Consider the following 17,548-nt stretch of genomic DNA (forward strand, 5'->3'; position numbering starts at 1 on the left):
GCAACCTTCGCCCGCCGTAGCTGGTTTACCCAGCTTCGCATTCTCCCTCAGCAATTCCATGGTTAAGCTATTTGAACCCCTCACTCTGCGCGGCGTCACGCTCAAAAACCGCATTGTGGTATCGCCCATGTGCCAGTACAGCGCCGAGGATGGCTTTGCCAACGACTGGCACCTCGTGCACCTCGGCAGCCGGGCCGTGGGCGGCGCGGGCCTCATCATTCAGGAAGCCACCGCTGTTTCGCCCGAAGGCCGCATCAGCCCCGAAGACCTGGGCATCTGGAAAGATGAGCACGTGCCCATGCTGCGGCGCATTAATGACTTCATCATCGCCCAGGGTTCGGTACCGGGCGTGCAGCTGGCCCACGCCGGCCGCAAAGCCAGCACCTACCGGCCGTGGTCGGGCGCCGGGGCCGTGCCCGAAAGCGAAGGCGGCTGGCCGGTAGTAGGCCCCGGCGCCGAGGCTTTCAGCAGCGACTACCCGCAGCCCACCGCGCTGGATGCAGCCGGGGTACAACAGGTCATTGCCGATTTCCGGACGGCAGCCCAACGCTCCCTGGCAGCCGGCTTTCAGGTGATTGAGCTGCACGCCGCCCACGGCTACTTGCTGCACCAGTTTCTGTCGCCGCTCAGCAACCAGCGGAGCGACGCGTACGGCGGCTCCTTCGAAAACCGCGTGCGCCTGCTGCTCGAAGTGGTGGCGGCCACCCGCGAGGTCTGGCCCGAGGAGTTGCCGCTCATCGTGCGCCTCTCGGCCACCGACTGGACCGAAGGCGGCTGGAACGCCGACGAGTCGGTGCAGCTGGCCGCATTGCTCAAAACCCGCGGCGTCGACTTAATTGACTGCTCAACCGGCGGCAACGTGCCCAAAGCTCCTATTCCCGTCGGCCCCGGCTACCAGGTGCAATTTGCCGAGCGCATCCGCCAGGAAGCCGAAATTCTGACCGGCGCGGTCGGCCTTATCACCACGCCGGCGGAGGCCGAAGCCATTCTGGCCAACGGCCAGGCCGACCTGGTGCTGCTGGCCCGCGAGTTTCTGCGCGAACCCTACTTCCCGCTGTTCGCGGCGCAAGATTTGGGCGTGGAAATCGAATGGCCGGCGCAGTACGACCGCGCCAAACCGCGGGTAGCCAGCAGCGCCGGCTCGCGGTAGAGACGCATAATCGCGTCTCGTCGTTGAACGGCTGAGACTGCGCCGCCTGTAATTGTTGGGGCCGGTCGTTCAACGATGAGACGCAATTATGCGTCTCTACGCACCCATTTGGCCGTTACCAACAGCTGGCCCAGGTGGCGGGTAGTATGCTCGGCGGCGTGCACCAGCAAGCCGATAACGGTGGACGGCACCTGCGCCCGCCCGACCCCACGCAGCTCGGTGAGAACGGCAAAGTCGGTGCTACATAGCTGGGCCAGGGCATGGTCGACCTGCTGATTGAAATGCTGTTGAAGCTGCGTCAGTGTCTCAAAATCAGGTGGTAGCGGCTCAGTTTCGGCCGCTAGCTGCGCTTGTTGCACCGGTGTGAGCGCTTCGCCGCGGGCGTAGGCAAAGGTGCGGTCGAGCACGCCGGCCAAGTGCTGCAGATGGAAACCGACCGAGGCCAGCCCGGCCGGCCGCTCGTTGAGCAGGGCCGGCGGAAAGTCGGCCAGCGCAGTGGCGAGCTCTTCGCGGGCTTGCAGCAGGGCGTGGGCCACGGGTTGCAGCAGGGCTGGCACGCCCGGTACGGGACCGCGCAGCCAGAATTCGAGGGAAGCAGAATGAGACATGTGAAATAGAAATATACGGAGCCTATGGCAGCATCGAAGCGCCGCAGAACCGGCCGTACTGGTTAAATTAAATTTGCCTACCCAAACGCTTTCAGCGGTTGCAGCAGCCTTCCGAGGGGCCTGAGGCAGCTATTTGCCGGGTGCTGCAAGGTGCTACAGCGAGGGCGGGCGTACTTTTGTGCTTATGTCAGAAATCAACGAGGCGCTGCGCGCCGCGGCCGAGCAGTTCGGCACTCCCCTATACGTTTACGACGCCGCCACCATCACGCGCCAGTACCGCAAGCTCGAAAAAGCTTTTCCGCAGCGGCCTACGCGCTTCTTTTACGCCTGCAAAGCCCTGAGCAACGTGGCCATACTGCGCCACATTCTGAACCTGGGCGCCGGCCTCGATTGCGTGAGCATCAACGAAGTGAAGCTCGGCCTGCACGCCGGCTTCCTGCCCGAAAACATCCTCTTCACCCCCAACGGCGTGACGTTTGCCGAGGTGGCCGAGGCCAAAAACCTGGGCGTCAACCTCAACATCGACAATATCTCGCTGCTCGAGCGCTTCGGCGCTACTTACGGTGGCTCGTACCCGGTGTGCGTGCGCCTGAACCCGCACATCGAAGCGGGCGGCAACTACAAGATTCAAACCGGGCACATCGACTCGAAATTCGGCATCAGCATTCACCAGCTGCGCCACCTCGAGCGCGTGGTGAAGAGCACCGGCCTGCACGTGCGCGGCCTGCACATGCACACCGGCTCCGAGATTAAGGACGTGGAAGTGTTTCTGCGCGGCCTGGCGGTGCTGTTCGACGCGGCCGGACGCTTCCCCGACCTGGAGTTTCTGGACCTGGGCTCGGGCTTTAAGGTGCCCTACCGGCCCGACGAGACCGAAACCGACGTGGCCGAGCTGGGCCGGCGGGTGGCTTTGGCGTTCACCAACTTCGAGGAAGAATACGGCCGGCCGCTGGAATGCTGGTTCGAGCCGGGCAAATACCTCGTGAGCGAAAGCGGCTGCCTGCTGGTGAACGTATCGGTAGTAAAGCAAACCACCGCCACGGTGTTTGCGGGCGTGAATTCGGGCTTCAACCACCTCATCCGGCCCATGTTCTACGAGAGCTACCACCACATCAGCAACCTCACCAACCCCGAGGGAGCCGAGCGGCTGTACACCGTGGTGGGCAACATCTGCGAAACCGACACTTTCGCCTGGGACCGCCTGCTGCCCGAAATTCACGAAAACGACTTGCTAGTGTTTCACAACGCCGGCGCCTACGGCTTCGAAATGAGCAGCAGCTTCAACTCGCGCCTGCGCCCGGCCGAAGTCCTGATTCAGGAAGATGGCCAGCTGCGGCTGATTCGCCAGCGCCAGACGTTCGAGGACTTGCTGGCGGGGCAGCTGTAAGATTGTGGATAAGGAAAAAGGGATAGGGAATAAGGACGTTTGGTTAGCCAGACATCCTTATTCCCTATCCCTTTTTCCTTATCCCTTATTGCTTCACCGAAGCCAGCCACACCACCGCTTCTTTTTCCTCCTCGAAGGTGCGGTAGGTATGGGGCAGGTAGCGGGTGCCGAGTACCAGCTGCGTCATGGCCAGGCGGGAAATTACGTTGTTGGCCACCAGCACTGCGCCATGGCGGTAGCCGTGCTCGTGCACCGCTTTGGGCAGCCATTCGCTGGTCATCCAGGCCTGCTCGGTGGGGGTGAAAGGCGTCATCTGGCGCTGGTCGACGAGGATATTGGACCAGTGGCGGCGGCTTAGGGCCTGAGCCGTGTGGGTGAGCAGGGCGCGAAACTGTAGCAACTCGCGCGGGTTTGGCTTGTATTCGAGCCGCAGGTAGCCCTCGGGTTCTTCCCAAAGGCGGCCAACGCTGTTTTCGAAATAGAGGGAACGGGGAGCCTGCGGCATTAAACGAGAAAAAACAACTGCATACAAGCGCGGCTGCTCCGGCTTTTTGGCCTCAAAAGCCAAGTCCGGAGCAGCCGCGCCTGGGCGTAAACCACAAAGGTCGAAAGGATGTTGGCCCGGCCCATGTTTTCTAACGGGCCGGCGTTCGCCTACGCCTCCTCTTCGGCCGGTAACAGGAGGCGCGGTGGCGGGCGTGGCTGATGAAGTGGCGGCGCGAGGTGTCGCAACCCGCATCGGGCGTAGCAGCCGTATCGAAAGCGAAGGAATTGTTTTCCTGAAACATGTAGCTAGGAGTGAATAAGATGGAAGGAAGACTTGCTGCTAAAGCGTACGTGCCGGGATGGTCTGCAAGTTGCCCGCATTGGCTTCGTGGCCTAGCTTAATTGGGCATTTTCCGACCCCATGCAAACCGACCAAGCAAGCCTGTTACATTTACAAGCCCGTATCAGTCTCTCGTTGATTTTTAACTCTATGCCACAAGTTTTACGTCGTTCTTTTTTTGCCTTCCTCCCCGCGCTGCTGGCCACCGGCCTGGCTACTGCCCAAGCCCAAACCATCACGCCAATTGGCACCATTCAGGGCAGCGGCGTGCTGGCCACTTCCGGCAACTACACCATCGAGGGGGTGGTAACGGGCGTGTACGCGGGCCTAAATCCGGCCGGCTTCTACGTGCAGAACGACGCAGCCAGCGCCGACGGCGACCCGGCCACTTCCGATGCGCTGTTTGTAGTGCAAACTTCGCCCACCGTCGTTGTCGGCAACCGCGTGCGCATCAGCGGGGCGGTGCAGGAAATTGCCAGCACGCCGTCGTTCAACCAGGCCGTGCTCACCAGCCCGGTTGTTACGGTGCTGAGCCCGAGCAGTACGCTGCCGGCATTCAGTAGCATCGACCCACTAACGTTTTCGATGGCCGACGCCGAGCCGCTCGAAGGCATGCTGGTCGAATTCAACGGAGCCGTGACGGTCGCCGACGTGGCAGCCGTGAAGTCGCGCGGCGAGCTCACCATTTCGTTGCGCGGCCTGGTGTACCAGCCCACGCAGTTCGTGGACCCCAACGACAACCCGGCCAGCGGCACCAGCAGCACCGGCACCGCCAACGTGCCCGCCGTGAATGCCTACCAAGCCGCCAACGTGAACAAGTCGCTGGTGCTCGACGACGGCCGCGCGGCCACCAACCCCACGCCCACCCCCTACCTCGATGCCACTACCCGCACCGTGCGCGTGGGCAGCACCGTGGCCCGCCTGCGCGGCGTGCTGGGCTACGGCAACAGCAAGTGGCGCGTGCAGCCCTTGGACGGCGCCGATGCACCGCAGGTTGTCACGGTACGCCCGCCGGTGCCCACCTTCGGCCCGATTGACGTGAAAATCGCCAGCATGAACGTGCTGAACTTCTTCAACGGCGACGGCGCGGGCGGCGGCTTTCCTACCTCGCGCGGGGCCCTGACCTTAACCGACTTTCAGCGCCAGCGCAGCAAAATCATGGCCGCCCTCACCCAGCAGAACGCCGACGTTTTTGGCCTAATGGAGGTGGAAAACGACGGCACCGGCACTGCCTCGTCGGTGCAGGACCTGGTGAACGGGCTGAACCAGGCCATGGGCGCGGGCACCTACGCCTTCATCAACGACGGCGGCACGACGAAGCAGTTCAACAACACCGACCTCATTCACTGCGTGATTATCTATAAGCCGGCCGTGCTCACGCCCTACGGTCCGGCCCTGATTGCCCTGACGCCGGGCGTGTTTGAGCGGCCGCCCCTGGCCCAGCTTTTCATCACGAACCAGGCTTCACGGCGCGACACGTTTGCCTTGGTGGTAAACCACCTGAAATCGAAAGCCAGCGGCAGCGGCGTAAATGCCGACCAGCAGGATGGGCAGGGCGCCAGCAACCTGCGCCGCAAGCAGCAGGCCGACGGGCTCGTGCAGTTTATCAACACCATTGTGAAGCCGGCCGGCACCCGCTACGTGGTGAGCGTGGGCGACTACAACGCCAATTACGAAGAAGACCCCATCGATGTCCTGCGCGCCGCCGGGCTGGTAGTGGGCAGCCCCGCCGCCAGCGCATCTTACCTGTTCAACGGCCTCAGCGGCTCGCTCGACCATGCCGTACTTACCCCCAACCTGATGGGCCACTCAGCGGTCGAAAAGTGGCACATCAACGCCGCCGAGCCCGAATTCCTGGAGTACGACGTAGCCGGCGCGGCTACCGACGTGAACAGCCCCTTCCGCTCCTCCGACCACGACCCCATCCTCATCGGCCTGAATTTTACGACGACCGTAACGGCCGCCCTGGCCCCGAAAACGGCTACTGCCCGGCTGCAGGTGTTTCCCAACCCCGCGCCGGGTGCGTTCAACATCCGCATCGCCAGTCCCGATGCCCGGCCGCTGACACTGGAAGTGCTGTCGGCGCTGGGGCAGCCAGTGCTGGCAATGCGCGGTACGGTCGCCGAGGTGCAGGCCGAACTGGCGCGGCGCACGGCCGAGCTGGCGCCGGGCGCTTATTTGGTGCGGCTGCACGGTGAGGGCCTGAGCGAGGTGCAGTGGGTGGTGAAGGAGTAGATTGGTTTAATTCCGCACGTCATGCTGAGCGCAGCCGAAGCATCTCGCTTGCCACCTCTGATTGAATCGTTCACCGATTAGGTTAGTAACTGCAAGCGAGATGCTTCGGCTGCGCTCAGCATGACGTTCTTGCTTTATCGCATAATCATAACATTCATCGCCTCATGCCGCCCCGCCGCAAGCCCGTCCCTACCCTGCGCAAGCCTACCTACTTTCCCGATGAAAACGTGGCCGAGCGCTGGGATGCCTGCCACCTGCTGGGCCACACCGAGTTTGATGAGTTTCGCTTCGTGGGCTGCGATTTTGGCGGGGCCGATTTGCGCCGGCTGCGCTTCACCGACTGCCGGTTTGAGCACTGCAACCTCACCACAGCTCAGCTGGCAGGCACGGCTTTCCAGAACGTGGCGTTTGATGACTGCAAGCTGATGGGCTTGCAGTTTGGAGCATGCCGCGACATGCTGTTTGGCGTGCATTTCGACCAGTGCCAGCTGCGCTACGCCTCGTTTGCGGGGCGGAGCATGGCGGGCACCCGCTTCGTGGGTTGCCAGCTGGAAGATGCTGACTTTGCCGATGCCGACCTCAGCAATGCCGCCTTTGAAGATTGCGCACTGGGCGGGGCCGTGTTCCAGAACACCAAGCTGCTGGGAGCTGATTTCCGTACCGCCACCGGCTTCATCATCGACCCCGAAACCAACCCCCTTACGGGCGCGCACTTCACCCTGGCCGGGCTGCTGGGCGTGGTGGCGCGCTACAACCTGGTAGTGGAATAGCAGCTGGCCGCCGGGCGGCCTCGACCGGGGCGGCCAGATTCGCCGACCGGTGTAGATTGCGGGTGAATTCCCATCGATGGCCGAAAGCGGCTGCCCCAGGCGCGGGCGGCCTACCTCCTTCGGCCGCATGCCAGGGCCCGGCCCTGGGCGGCAGTGCCGCCCCCGACCCGGGTTTTCGTTCACCTCGCTAACCACATCCGATGGCCAACCGCCGCGCTTCCATTACCGACCTGGCCAAAACGCTGGGCTTGTCGCCGTCCACCATTTCCCGCGCCCTCAGCGACCACGCCGACGTGAGTGAGGCCACCAAGGCCCGCGTGCGCCAACTGGCCGAGGAGCTGCACTACCAGCCCAACCAGCTGGCCGCCGCCCTACGCAAGGGCCGCAGCAACACGCTGGGCGTGCTGGTGCCCCACATCACGGGCCATTTTTTTCCGCTGGTGGTGAACGGCATTGCCACCGAAGCCGCCAAGCTGGGCTTCAACGTGATGATTTGCCAGTCGAACGAAGACGCCCGCCAAGAGCAGAAGAACATCGACCTGCTGATGAACTCACAGGTGGAAGGCATCCTGGTTTCATTGGCCAACACCACGCAGAGCTTCGGCCACTTCGAAGCCGTGCGCCAACAGAACATTCCGCTGGTGTTTTTCGACCGCATGGTGGAGGACTTTGAAGGCAGCAACGTGAGCGCCGTGGTGATTGACGACTACCAGGGCGCCTACCAGGTGGTAACGCACCTCATTGAGCAGGGCTGCCTGCGCATTGCCCACTTCACCGGCCCGCTGCACCTGAGCATTCACAAAAACCGCCACCAGGGCTACCTCGATGCGCTTACCGCCCACGGCCTCACTATCGACCCCGAGCTGAGCGTGCACTGCGAGATGAGCCAAAAAGGTGGCCAGACGGCCATGCGCCAGCTGCTGCGCCTGCCCGCCGCCCAGCGCCCCGACGGCGTGTTCTCCAGCAACGACCTGGCCGCCGTGGGCGCCCTGCAAACCGTGAAGGCCCTGCGCCTGCGCGTGCCGCAGGACGTGGCCATCGTGGGCTTCAGCAACGAAGTCTTCACCGCCCTCACCGAGCCCATGCTTAGCAGCGTGGACCAGCGCTGCGAGCAGATGGGCAAAACGGCGGTGCAGCTGCTGCAAAAGATGCTGAAAAGCGGCCCCAACCGCGTAGGCCCGCCCAAGCCCATCGTGCTCAAGCCCAAGCTGCTGGTACGCGAGTCGTCGCAGCGACGGTAGGGAAAGCGAAGGCCCAGCCGCTAACCGATGGCCACCCGGTCCATTACTCCAATACCGGCTTAGCGCATCGGTTCTCCACCTCTGGCAACGTGCCGCAACCGGGTTATACGGCGCTTTCCGCCTGCGGAATTTCTACGGTAAACGTGCTGCCCTGCCCCTCGGCGCTGCGCACCGTGAGGGTGCCCTGGTGCCACTCCACAATGGTTTTGCATAGCGCCAGGCCGAGGCCGGTGGTGGGCTCGCCGCGCAGGCCGCGCCGCCGGGCTTTGGTGAAGCGCTCGAACAGATGCGGCTGCAGGGTTTCCGGAATGCCCACGCCCGTATCCTTGACGTGAATGCGCACGCAACCCGGGCAGGGCTCGACCTCGACCGTAACCTGCCCGCCATCCGGCGTAAACTTGAGCGCATTGCTTACCAGGTTGTTCAGCACCTGGGTTATTTTATTGACGTCGAGATGCGCATACAAGGGCTCGGCGGGCAGCGAATAGGCAAAGCTTTGGCCCAGCAATTCGCGGTTGCCCTGCAGCTCATCCAGGAGGGGCCGCAGCACGGCGCCTACCTCCACCCGGTCCCGCTTCAGGTCGGTGTTGACCGAATTCAAAAACTCAATGTTCACCAGGTCGTGAATCATTTTCCGGCTGCTTTGGCTGGTGGCCTCCAGCACGCGCAGCATTTCCAGCACCCGGCTGCCCGCCGGAGGCGCCACTTCTTCGCGCAGGTACGTGGCAATCTGGTGCACCAGCGCGAAGGCCCCGCTCAGGTCGTGCGACAGGATTTCGAGCGAGGCGTTCTTGCGGGCATTGAACGTGTCGGCGTTTTGCTGGTAGCGCTTGCCCACGCTGATGTCGCGCAGGGTACCGGCCACGAGCAGCGGCCCTTCGCCCTGGGGCGGACAGTAGGGGCTCAGGCACAAGTACTGGTCGGGCTGCTCGGGGGTGCACAGGCGCACTTCTACCTCGTCGGGCATGCGGCCCTGCAGCCACAGCTTCCAGCAGTGCGCCAGGTACTGGCGGTCGTCGGGGTGCAGGCGGGCAAGCAGGCCGGGCAACTCCTGGTTTACCAGCTGCCGGTTGCCGCCGAGCACCTGCTCGTAGGCAGCGTTGACGTAAACGACACGGCCCGCGGCCACGTCGTACACAAACTGCACCTGGGCGCTGGCTTCTGCCTGGTCCATAAATAAGGTGGAGAAGTCCGTCATGCAGTGTAAAATAAGGAATGGGGAGCTGTGAAGGTACTATTCTTTTCTGCGCCTGCTTCACTCAAAGGCAGTTTACGCATCAACTTTTCGCCCAGATATTAGCCCTGCAGCTCACACGGCGGAGCTTACTACGGCGCCCCAAAGCAGCGCGTTCCCGGTTGTCGTTTCGCACGCTGTTGGAGTAGCGTTCCCCCAGGTTGGGGGAGCCGGTTGTAGGTGCGCGTGGCTGCTTCATTGCCAACCCGGAGCTTGGGCTGGCTGGTTTCGGCAGCAGCCGGGCTTTTGTGGATTGGCAATGATGCCTGCACAGGTTGCACTTAACCTGCCGGGAAAGTTTTCTCCTTTCCTCAGCCAGAAACGTAAGCAGCCTTTTGCGTCGTTGCGCTGTTATTAGCAGCGAAACCCTGCTGCTGCCCGATGCCCGAACCGACTGTTGTTCCGCCCGCTCCGAAAGTCACGCTCTGGACGCCGTTTGTCCATGCCGTTTTCCGGGCCATCTGGATTGCGGGCCTGGTGAGCAACGTGGGCACCTGGATGCAGAACGTGGCCGGTGTGTGGCTCGTTACGGCCCTCACGGCTTCGGCCACGCTGGTCGCGCTCATGCAGACGGCTACTTCGCTGCCGGCCTTTTTGTTGAGCATGCCCGGCGGCGTGTTGGCCGATTTGGTGGACCGTCGCCGGCTGCTGCTTTTCACGCAGGGCTTCATGGCGGTGGTGGCCATGGGGCTGGGTGTACTCACGCTCAGTGGCGGCATTTCAGCCTACGGGGTGCTGGGTTTCACGTTTCTGCTGGGCATGGGCGCTGCCCTCAACCTGCCCATCTGGCAAAGCATCGTAACCGAACTGGTGCCCCGCCCGGCAGTGCCCTCAGCCATCACGCTGAACGGGGTGAGCAACAACATTGCCCGCGCCATTGGGCCGGCCATTGGCGGGGTCATCATCGCCTATTACTCGCCGGGCTGGGTGTTTCTGTTGAATGGCGTGTCCTTTCTGGGCACCTGGGCGGTAATATATTTCTGGAAGCGCCAGCCCCTGGCCACGAATGGCCCGGCCGAAAACTTCATCGGGGCGCTGCGGGCGGGGATGCGCTACGTGCAGTATTCGCCGGCCATTTATGGCGTGCTGGCGCGCACGTTCGCGTTTTCGTTCGGGGCTTCGGCCATGTGGGCCCTCACTTCGGTGGTAGTGAAGAGCCTGAACCTGAGCGCCGGGCACTACGGGGCCACGCTGTCGTGGCTCGGCGCGGGCGCCGTGACGGGGGCGGTGCTCATGGGCCGGGCCGGCTCACGGCTCAGCTTCAACCAACGGGTGTTATTGGGCGTGCTGGCGTTTGTGGGCACCAACCTGGCGCTGGCCCTCGTGAGCCAGATTCAGGTGCTGTATGCCGTGATGTTCGTGTCGGGCATCGCCTGGCTTTTGGTGATGACCAGCTTCAGCACCACCGTGCAGCTGAGCGTGCCCAAGTGGGTGCAGGCGCGCGTTATCAGCGTGTACATGCTGGTGTTTCAGGCGGGGTTGTCGGTGGGCAGCTTGGTGTGGGGCGAGCTGGCCGACCACCTTTCGCTGCGAACCTCGCTGCTGGCCGCCGCCGGCTGGATGCTGGCCAGCACGCTGCTGGCCTTCCCCTTCCCCATGCGCTCGGCCGAAGGCCTGAACCTGGACCCCGCCGAGCACTGGCCCGCCCCGGAAACCGAAGGCCCCATCGACCCCGACGACGGCCCCGTGCTGGTGATGATTGAGTACCAGGTGGCGCCCGCCAACTGGGCCGCCTTCCACCTGGCCGCCGAGCAGCTCACGCGGCTGCGGCTGCGCGATGGGGCCCTGCGCGCCGGCGTGTTTGCCGATGTGGCCGTGCCTACCCGCATCAGCGAGTTCTTTTACGTGGCCACCTGGGGCGAGCACCAGCGCCAGCACCACCGCTTCACCCGCGAAGACCAGGTGGTAGAAGCCTGCGTGCGCCGCTTCCACCAAGGGCCGGAGGAGCCGCGCGTGACGCACTTTCTGGCTTTCCCCAACACCTCGAACGTGGAAGTCGCCACGCCGATTCCGACGCTGGAAAGCCAGCGCTAATGCGTTAGTCCGCGGACTGCGGGCTCGTTGCAGGACGCTCCCACAGCTGCTTCAGAAAGTCCTGCTCGGCCAGCCACTGGCGTTGGCGGCTCAGCAGCCAGGCCTCGGAATTGTGGTCGGGCACGACGGGTTGCGGATGATGCAACGGCTTCAGGCGCTCGGCGGCAAAGGCCAGGCAGGCCTGCAAGTCTTCGGGCTCCAGTTCGGGGTGCGCCGTGGCTAGCTCAGCCGCGGTACAGCCGCCGCTCAGCCATTCAAGCACTTGCCACACGGGTATGCGCAAGCCGCGCACGGTCGGTTGCCCGTCGCAGATGGCGGGATGAATGGTGATGCGTGAGGAGCCCGGCATGTTCATTCAACCAAATTACAAATGGCGGGTAGCGCCTACAAGCAGAACAGTACGCCCACTGGCTTTCATAGGCCTGTTATGGCCAACGGGCGAGCAGCTACAGCAGTTGCCGCATGTCGGCGGGCTGGTCGATTCGCGTGGGCGCTTCGGCTGGCGTGAGTTGCCCAAAGCCGTAGGTGGCGAAAATGAACGGCACGCCGGCCGCCTCGCTCGCGGCCAGGTCGCCGGGCGTATCGCCCACGTACACGGGCGCCTGCAGGCCGTATTGCGCCACCACTTCGCGGATGTTCTCCGACTTGGGCAGCAGTCTGGTGCCAAAGCACTGATGGCCTTCGAAGTAGTGCCCCAGCTGAGTATGCTTGAAAAATGTCTCCACGTAGCCCAACTGGCAGTTGCTCACGATGAACAAGCGGTAGCCATCCTCCTTCAGATAAGCCAGCGTGGGTTCGAGGTCGGGGTAGGGCGTACCGCCGTGGTCGGCGGCGGCAGCCAGCTCCTGGCGGGCGCAAAGGGCCCGGTATGCTTCGAGCTTATCGGCCGGCAAGGTTGGGAAGAGGCGCTCGTACACCACAGTGTAGGGCTGGCCAGTCACGGCTTGTACCTGTTCCTGGGTTACGTTGTGGTCGATGTAGTCGACGCTCCGGGCCGCGGCCTGAAAGGCCTGGGTAATACTTGCAGAGGCGTCCCACAGGGTACCGTCGAGGTCAAAAATCACGCTATCGAAACGGGTAGGCATCAGCAATCAAAAAAGGTCCGGGCAAAGCAGCTTGCCCGGTACCTAACCGCCCGCCGCGTCCCGGGGTTGCGCGTTGCGGTTGCGGGACAGGCTGCGATGCTGAAGCTTTGGCACTGGGCAGGCTAACAAGAACGACGTAGAGACGCAACATTTTGCGCCACGTCGGCCGTGCCGCTTGGGTGTAGTTCGGTCATCGTTCGCCTTTGTTGTTCAACTACGAGACGCAAAATATTGCGTCTCTACATCAGCTCCCGCAAATCCTACCCCTGTTTTATGCCAGCTACCGCTACCAAATTACGGTGCAGGCAACTCCCACCGCAACGGCTAATGCCTGCGCTGCCAAAGCAACTGCCTGCTGCTGCACCAACCTACGCGCGCCCTGCCAGCGGCTGGTCATGGTCCGGGTTTCAGCTACTGGCGGGCGACTCAGAAACTCGGCCAGCGCCGCGTCAAAAGCAGCTTCCTGTCCGGGGTGTTCGAGTAGCAGAGCGAAGAATTCAGTATCGAGGGCCACTCGCCAGGCCAGGTATTTTTCGAGCAGCCCCAGCAATCCTGCGACTCCCCACAGCCCCACGGCGAGCCCGCCATTGGCGCGCGTGCCCACCAAAACCGTACTTAGCAATAGCACCGACGAGCCGTGGTCGAGCACTCGGGCTGCTTTCAGAAACCCCAGCAGCACGCGCAGCCGGACGGTGTTTTCGGGATTGTGCATCAAGCGAAAGGTTAGTGTGCGAGCATGGGCTGCGGGCAGTAAGCCACCGCATATTCTGCCAGCGCCGCGCAGTGCCGACCCGATAGCACCACCTGCGGCCGGCCGGCCCGCACCCGCGCCACGGCCGCTTCGGGGGTAGCGGCCAGGCCCCGGTGCAACAGCCACGCGGCCACCACAATGGCCGCCCGGGAGTAACCTAGGGCACAATGTACCAGCACCGGGCCGGTGGGGCTTAGCTCATTAAGGGCAGCCACCGCCTCGGCCAACTCGACTGGGGCAGGCACAACCAAATCGAGCAGCGGCACACTGCGATAGGGCCGCTGGCGCGCCGCAGCGGGCCGGCTGAACTCGGCTGTGAGGTCTAGGATGGCAGCTGAGAATTGGCGAAGGTTGGCGCGGCCGGGGGCGCGGCCCAGCCAGACGCCGGGTACTACTTCGGCTGCCGGCGCTTCGTGGCGAGTGAACCAGCGCGACGACCACCAGGCGCCCATCCGGTAGGGCCACAGCAACAGGCCAGCGGCCCAGCTCAACCGCCCGGCATTTTTCTGGAATATTTGGACGCCGAAATGGCCATACGCCAAGCTCACCAGCAACAAGGCCACGGCAGGCCACAGTAGCAGCCAGAACCAGCCACCCAGCGCGGCCGCTAGTCCGGCGGCGCCCGTTGCACCCAGCAGGTAGCCAGCCGCCAGCCAGCGCCGCCAGGAGCCATCGGCCGGGGCCAGCACGGGCCGCCAGGCGTGCGGGGCCTCTGGCAGCAGGTACACCACCACCACGGCTACGGCGGCGCCGGCCACCCCATCTATAAAGTGGTGCTGAAAGGTGGTGAACACCGACACCGCAATCAAGCTAAACCAGATATGCATGGTCCACCGGGCCACCCCGCGCAGGTGCCGCGCAAACACCAGCCACACCAGTATCACCAGGCTGATGTGCAGCGACGGGGCTTGGTTGTAGGGCTTGTCGAACCCCATCAGCACCTCAAACAGCGCCCCGTTGAAGCCGCTGGTAGCAGGCCGCACGAAGCTGAACTGCAGCGGAAACACCAGAAACCCCACCACCGAAATGATGCTGGCCGCCAGCAGCCGCTTGGCGTGCGTATCGAGTTCAGCCCGTGTGGCGCAGAGAAACAGCGAGCCCGCATAAAAGGCATCGAGCGACATGTAAGGCAGGATGGTCCAGGACAGAAACGGGATGTGCCGCTCCCAGCCAAACACCACCGAGCCCACGTGGGGTAGTCGGCCGGTCCACCAGTTGGCCAAGCCGTAGGACAGGAAGAAGAACGGACCCAGCACGGCCAACCAGCCGGCCGCCCGCAACCAGGGCCGGTGGCCCGAAGGGGCCGGCGCCTGCGGGACTGGCCGAGCCAGCAGAACCGCCAGGCGGCTATCCGACAGCGCAACGAAGAGGCGAATGAGCAGTGCCATGCAGGTAATTATTGGGGCAGTTGAAGGTCATTCCCAACGAACCCAGCGTTGAGGACTAGGTTAGGCAACTGGTTATTCAGCCAAAGCCGGAATGGCAACCTGTTGGGCCAAGGCCGGAGCCGGCGCAGCGGCTGGGGCCACCGGCACCCGGCGGGCCAACGACACGCTGAAAATTCCCCACTGGTCGCTCAGTTGGTCGATTTTTTCGAAGCCGGCTTCGGCCACCAGCTCGTCCATTTCGGCTTGCACGCGGCGGCGCATCACCCAAGCATTGCCTTCGCGGTGGCTGGTGAGCGAGCGGGCAATCATTTCGAGCTGCGGGTGCCAGGGCTGGTTGGTATAGAGCAGATAGCCGCCGGGCTCCACAGCTTCAGCCAGCCCGGCCAGCGACTTGCGCACCAAATTATTATCGGCAAACAGCTCGTAGAGGCCCGATACCACGGCCAGCGTGGGGCGCGGCTCCAGGGCAGCCAGGCTGGCCTGGTCGAAGGCATCGCCGGGCTCGAACCGGGCCACAGAGGCCAGGCCTTTTTCGGTGATGAGGCGGCGGCCGGCGGCCACATTGAGGTCGCTGTAGTCGCGCAGCAGAATGCGGTCGACCTGGCCCGGGCGCTGGGCCAGGGCTTCGAGCACGTAGCGGCCGTGGCCGGCGGCAATGTCGACGATGCGCACGGGCCGGCCGGCTTCGCGCAGCCGGTCGATGGCTTGGCCGATGAGGCGCTCGAGGTGGGTTTTGCGCACCCGGATACCGCGCCAGCCGATGCTGTTCAAATAAAAGCCATCCACAAGACGGCCGATGAAGGTGTGACCCTGGCGGCGGTTGCGGTACACGTAGTCGAGCGTGCTGCCCGAGTCGAAGCCAGTGGCCAGGCTCTGATTAATGCCCGTGGACAGTCGGCCACCGACTTTAATCCAGAAGCGGCTCATGCCCCAGTAGGCGCGGGCCAATGCCGAGGCGGCGGGCTGGCCCAGGGTGTCGAATTCCGCCTTGGTGAAGCCTTGTTGGTCGGCCGCGAGCAGGCCGGGCTTGGCTACCGGTTCAGCAAATACCCGCTCAACAAAGTCGCGCACCAGCGCCACGGCCCGGTCGCGGCCAAGCTCGCCCAGCGTGTCGTGGTAGAAGCCGTCGAGCACGTGCAGCTCCTTGCTTGGGCTGCTCAGGTTATCGAAAAACACCTGCTGGGGCTCGCGGTACACCACCTGGTCATCGCCCGACACCAGCACCTGGGTAGGCACATGGATGGCGGCGGCATCGGCCACCACGCGGTCGGCGGCAGCGTCCACGTCGAGCAGCACGTTCACGGCAATGGGGCGAGTGATGAGCGGGTCGCGGGTGTAGGAGGCAATGCGGGCGGGGTCGTGGGTGAGCTGGGTGGGCTTCACGTACGACTTCACGAAGAAATTGCCTCGCACTTTGTGCAGCAGCGCCAGCATCTGGCGGGCGCCGGGCACAATGAGGTTGATTTTAAAAGCCGGAGCGGCCAGTACCATGCCCCGCAGGCACGGCGCGTAATCGTGCACCCAGGTGGCGACCGTCACGGCCCCAAAGCTTTGGCCGATGACGACCATGTTTTCCGGCGTGATGCCGTGGGTAGTGGCCAGGTGGCGCACAAAGGTGTCGACATCCTTCACCAGCACGCCGAAGCTGGCGGCTGCGCCGCGCTCGCCCAACGACTCGCCCAGGCCGCGGGCATCCCAGGCAAAGAAGTCGTAGTCGGGCAGGTTCAGCTCGTCGACGAGGTGAGCCATGCGTCCGCCGTGCTCGTGGCCGCGATGAAACAATAGAATAGCCTTTTTCGACCCGGCCAAGTGGCCGGCCGTGGTAGCGGCCGGCCAGTGGCGGTAGAACAGCGGCATGGCATCGGCCGAAGGGAAATAGTGCTCGGCGCAGGTGCGCGCGGTAGCATAAGCAGTATCCATGAGCTGGGGGGTTGGGAAATGTGAAAAAGGGAAATGTGAAAAGGTAGAAGGGCAGGAAATGGGAAAGGGTAAAAAGGAAACAGGAAATGGGGAAAGGGGAAGCAGGAGGAGCGCCGGGAGCTAGTCGTCGGCGAGGGCAGGCGTGTGCACTTTGTGTTGCAGCCAAGTGAGCTGCTCGCGCAGCAGGTGCAGGAAATCGAGCTTATCGGCGCAGCCGTGCAGGGGCTGGCCCACGGCTACCTTCACGTAGAAGGGCACCGGAATGAGCGTGCCCTTGGGCATGGCCTTGCCTAGGCCGTGCAGGTACACCGGTATCACCGGTACCTCGGGGAAGCGCTTGGCCAGGTGCCAGATGCCGGCTTTCAGTTCGGCCATTTCTTCGGGGGCCCCGCGGGTGCCTTCCGGAAAAATTACCAGCACCTTGCCGGCTTCCAGAGCGCGGTAGCAGTCAGCCAGCGGGTCGGGCCCGTCGGGGCACTGGTGCAGGCTGCCGCGCACCACCGGAATGATGCCGATGACGTGCAGCGAGAACCATTTCATCCAGCGGTTCTGGCAGAAATAGTCGGCCGCGGCAGCGGGCTGCACGCCCGAAATGCGCAGCAGCGGAAACAGCGAGAGCAGCGCCAGAATATCGAGGTGGCTGTTGTGGTTGGCCGCGATGATGGCCGGCCCCCGACTGGGCAGCCGCTCGCGGTGCCGCACATGAATGCCCAGCCACAGCCACACCACCGGGTAGGCCACACACACCACAAACAGGAGTCGCAGCGGAGTTTCGGCCCACCGGCTGGCGGTATTCAGCAGCTTGCTCATGGTGCGGGTGGGTGTGGTGGTTTGGTTGGCGGTTGGCGGTTGTTGGTTGTCAGTTTTCCAAGCCCGCGCAAAATCTGAGCGATGTAGGGGCGGAGCTTGCCCCCGCCCG

At 63.7% G+C, this 17,548-nt stretch carries 15 protein-coding genes; 6 read left to right on the forward strand and 9 right to left on the reverse strand.

All coding sequences use genetic code 11. The features are described 5' to 3' along the window. The first annotated feature begins 58 nt into the window (after positions 1 to 58). Entirely contained in the window at positions 59 to 1,150 is a 1,092-nt protein-coding gene (locus ABD837_RS16190) for an NADH:flavin oxidoreductase/NADH oxidase (RefSeq protein ID WP_345056537.1), read from the forward strand. An 86-nt stretch (positions 1,151 to 1,236) separates the two neighbouring features. On the opposite strand, the gene ABD837_RS16195 is transcribed toward ABD837_RS16190, so the two are convergent. Continuing rightward, positions 1,237 to 1,758, reverse strand: a complete 522-nt coding sequence (locus ABD837_RS16195) for a DinB family protein (RefSeq protein WP_345056539.1) — start codon at positions 1,756 to 1,758, stop codon at positions 1,237 to 1,239. A gap of 184 nt (positions 1,759 to 1,942) precedes the next feature. Here ABD837_RS16195 and lysA point away from each other — a divergent pair, with 184 nt between their 5' ends. Then, positions 1,943 to 3,145: a diaminopimelate decarboxylase gene (gene lysA, locus ABD837_RS16200; RefSeq protein WP_345056541.1), complete on the forward strand. Its 1,203-nt coding sequence runs from the start codon at positions 1,943 to 1,945 to the stop codon at positions 3,143 to 3,145. Positions 3,146 to 3,230: 85 nt separating this feature from the next. Here the strand turns inward: lysA and ABD837_RS16205 are convergent, their stop codons facing one another. Continuing rightward, positions 3,231 to 3,650 (reverse strand): STAS/SEC14 domain-containing protein, encoded by a 420-nt coding sequence (locus tag ABD837_RS16205; RefSeq protein WP_345056543.1) that lies wholly within the window; start codon positions 3,648 to 3,650, stop codon positions 3,231 to 3,233. 471 nt (positions 3,651 to 4,121) lie between these two features. Here ABD837_RS16205 and ABD837_RS16210 point away from each other — a divergent pair, with 471 nt between their 5' ends. The 3 genes from ABD837_RS16210 to ABD837_RS16220 all read left to right on the forward strand — a co-directional run bounded on the left by ABD837_RS16210 (position 4,122) and on the right by ABD837_RS16220 (position 8,217). Continuing rightward, complete coding sequence (locus ABD837_RS16210) at positions 4,122 to 6,206, forward strand: ExeM/NucH family extracellular endonuclease (protein ID WP_345056545.1); 2,085 nt, start codon at positions 4,122 to 4,124, stop codon at positions 6,204 to 6,206. A gap of 164 nt (positions 6,207 to 6,370) precedes the next feature. Next, positions 6,371 to 6,976 carry a pentapeptide repeat-containing protein gene (locus ABD837_RS16215; protein WP_345056547.1) on the forward strand — a complete coding sequence of 202 codons (606 nt, stop codon included), beginning with the start codon at positions 6,371 to 6,373 and terminating at the stop codon, positions 6,974 to 6,976. A 200-nt stretch (positions 6,977 to 7,176) separates the two neighbouring features. Continuing rightward, the gene (locus ABD837_RS16220; protein ID WP_345056549.1) at positions 7,177 to 8,217 is read left to right on the forward strand and encodes a LacI family DNA-binding transcriptional regulator; all 1,041 of its coding nucleotides are present in this window, start codon (positions 7,177 to 7,179) and stop codon (positions 8,215 to 8,217) included. A gap of 103 nt (positions 8,218 to 8,320) precedes the next feature. On the opposite strand, the gene ABD837_RS16225 is transcribed toward ABD837_RS16220, so the two are convergent. Next, positions 8,321 to 9,415: a sensor histidine kinase gene (locus ABD837_RS16225; protein WP_345056551.1), complete on the reverse strand. Its 1,095-nt coding sequence runs from the start codon at positions 9,413 to 9,415 to the stop codon at positions 8,321 to 8,323. A 417-nt stretch (positions 9,416 to 9,832) separates the two neighbouring features. On the opposite strand from ABD837_RS16225, the gene ABD837_RS16230 reads away from it, so the two are divergent. After that, positions 9,833 to 11,485, forward strand: coding sequence for an MFS transporter (locus tag ABD837_RS16230; protein WP_345056553.1), 1,653 nt, complete (start codon positions 9,833 to 9,835; stop codon positions 11,483 to 11,485). 4 nt (positions 11,486 to 11,489) lie between these two features. On the opposite strand, the gene ABD837_RS16235 is transcribed toward ABD837_RS16230, so the two are convergent. The 6 genes from ABD837_RS16235 to ABD837_RS16260 all read right to left on the reverse strand — a co-directional run bounded on the left by ABD837_RS16235 (position 11,490) and on the right by ABD837_RS16260 (position 17,439). Next, positions 11,490 to 11,834 carry a DUF433 domain-containing protein gene (locus tag ABD837_RS16235; protein WP_345056555.1) on the reverse strand — a complete coding sequence of 115 codons (345 nt, stop codon included), beginning with the start codon at positions 11,832 to 11,834 and terminating at the stop codon, positions 11,490 to 11,492. 97 nt (positions 11,835 to 11,931) lie between these two features. Continuing rightward, positions 11,932 to 12,570: an HAD family hydrolase gene (locus tag ABD837_RS16240; protein WP_345056558.1), complete on the reverse strand. Its 639-nt coding sequence runs from the start codon at positions 12,568 to 12,570 to the stop codon at positions 11,932 to 11,934. 286 nt (positions 12,571 to 12,856) lie between these two features. Further along, positions 12,857 to 13,282: a hypothetical protein gene (locus ABD837_RS16245; protein ID WP_345056560.1), complete on the reverse strand. Its 426-nt coding sequence runs from the start codon at positions 13,280 to 13,282 to the stop codon at positions 12,857 to 12,859. 11 nt (positions 13,283 to 13,293) lie between these two features. Continuing rightward, complete coding sequence (locus ABD837_RS16250; RefSeq protein WP_345056562.1) at positions 13,294 to 14,709, reverse strand: dual specificity protein phosphatase family protein; 1,416 nt, start codon at positions 14,707 to 14,709, stop codon at positions 13,294 to 13,296. A 72-nt stretch (positions 14,710 to 14,781) separates the two neighbouring features. Next, on the reverse strand, positions 14,782 to 16,629 hold the full coding sequence (locus ABD837_RS16255) for a bifunctional alpha/beta hydrolase/class I SAM-dependent methyltransferase (protein WP_345056564.1): 1,848 nt from the start codon (positions 16,627 to 16,629) through the stop codon (positions 14,782 to 14,784). 120 nt (positions 16,630 to 16,749) lie between these two features. Then, positions 16,750 to 17,439 (reverse strand): lysophospholipid acyltransferase family protein, encoded by a 690-nt coding sequence (locus ABD837_RS16260; RefSeq protein WP_345056565.1) that lies wholly within the window; start codon positions 17,437 to 17,439, stop codon positions 16,750 to 16,752. Between the last annotated feature and the right edge of the window lie 109 nt (positions 17,440 to 17,548).

Origin of the sequence: Hymenobacter glaciei (assembly GCF_039539585.1) — a bacterium.
GTDB lineage: Bacteria > Bacteroidota > Bacteroidia > Cytophagales > Hymenobacteraceae > Hymenobacter > Hymenobacter glaciei.

Excerpts from the sequence above, each read along its gene's own strand:
- ABD837_RS16240 (WP_345056558.1), bottom strand. The coding sequence starts at position 12,570 with ATGCCTACCCGTTTCGATAGCGTGATTTTTGACCTCGACGGTACCCTG.
- ABD837_RS16210 (WP_345056545.1), top strand. The coding sequence starts at position 4,122 with ATGCCACAAGTTTTACGTCGTTCTTTTTTTGCCTTCCTCCCCGCGCTG.
- ABD837_RS16260 (WP_345056565.1), bottom strand. The coding sequence starts at position 17,439 with ATGAGCAAGCTGCTGAATACCGCCAGCCGGTGGGCCGAAACTCCGCTG.
- ABD837_RS16230 (WP_345056553.1), top strand. The coding sequence starts at position 9,833 with ATGCCCGAACCGACTGTTGTTCCGCCCGCTCCGAAAGTCACGCTCTGG.
- ABD837_RS16195 (WP_345056539.1), bottom strand. The coding sequence starts at position 1,758 with ATGTCTCATTCTGCTTCCCTCGAATTCTGGCTGCGCGGTCCCGTACCG.
- ABD837_RS16245 (WP_345056560.1), bottom strand. The coding sequence starts at position 13,282 with ATGCACAATCCCGAAAACACCGTCCGGCTGCGCGTGCTGCTGGGGTTT.
- ABD837_RS16255 (WP_345056564.1), bottom strand. The coding sequence starts at position 16,629 with ATGGATACTGCTTATGCTACCGCGCGCACCTGCGCCGAGCACTATTTC.
- ABD837_RS16205 (WP_345056543.1), bottom strand. The coding sequence starts at position 3,650 with ATGCCGCAGGCTCCCCGTTCCCTCTATTTCGAAAACAGCGTTGGCCGC.
- ABD837_RS16190 (WP_345056537.1), top strand. The coding sequence starts at position 59 with ATGGTTAAGCTATTTGAACCCCTCACTCTGCGCGGCGTCACGCTCAAA.
- ABD837_RS16215 (WP_345056547.1), top strand. The coding sequence starts at position 6,371 with ATGCCGCCCCGCCGCAAGCCCGTCCCTACCCTGCGCAAGCCTACCTAC.
- ABD837_RS16235 (WP_345056555.1), bottom strand. The coding sequence starts at position 11,834 with ATGCCGGGCTCCTCACGCATCACCATTCATCCCGCCATCTGCGACGGG.
- lysA (WP_345056541.1), top strand. The coding sequence starts at position 1,943 with ATGTCAGAAATCAACGAGGCGCTGCGCGCCGCGGCCGAGCAGTTCGGC.
- ABD837_RS16220 (WP_345056549.1), top strand. The coding sequence starts at position 7,177 with ATGGCCAACCGCCGCGCTTCCATTACCGACCTGGCCAAAACGCTGGGC.
- ABD837_RS16225 (WP_345056551.1), bottom strand. The coding sequence starts at position 9,415 with ATGACGGACTTCTCCACCTTATTTATGGACCAGGCAGAAGCCAGCGCC.
- ABD837_RS16250 (WP_345056562.1), bottom strand. The coding sequence starts at position 14,709 with ATGGCACTGCTCATTCGCCTCTTCGTTGCGCTGTCGGATAGCCGCCTG.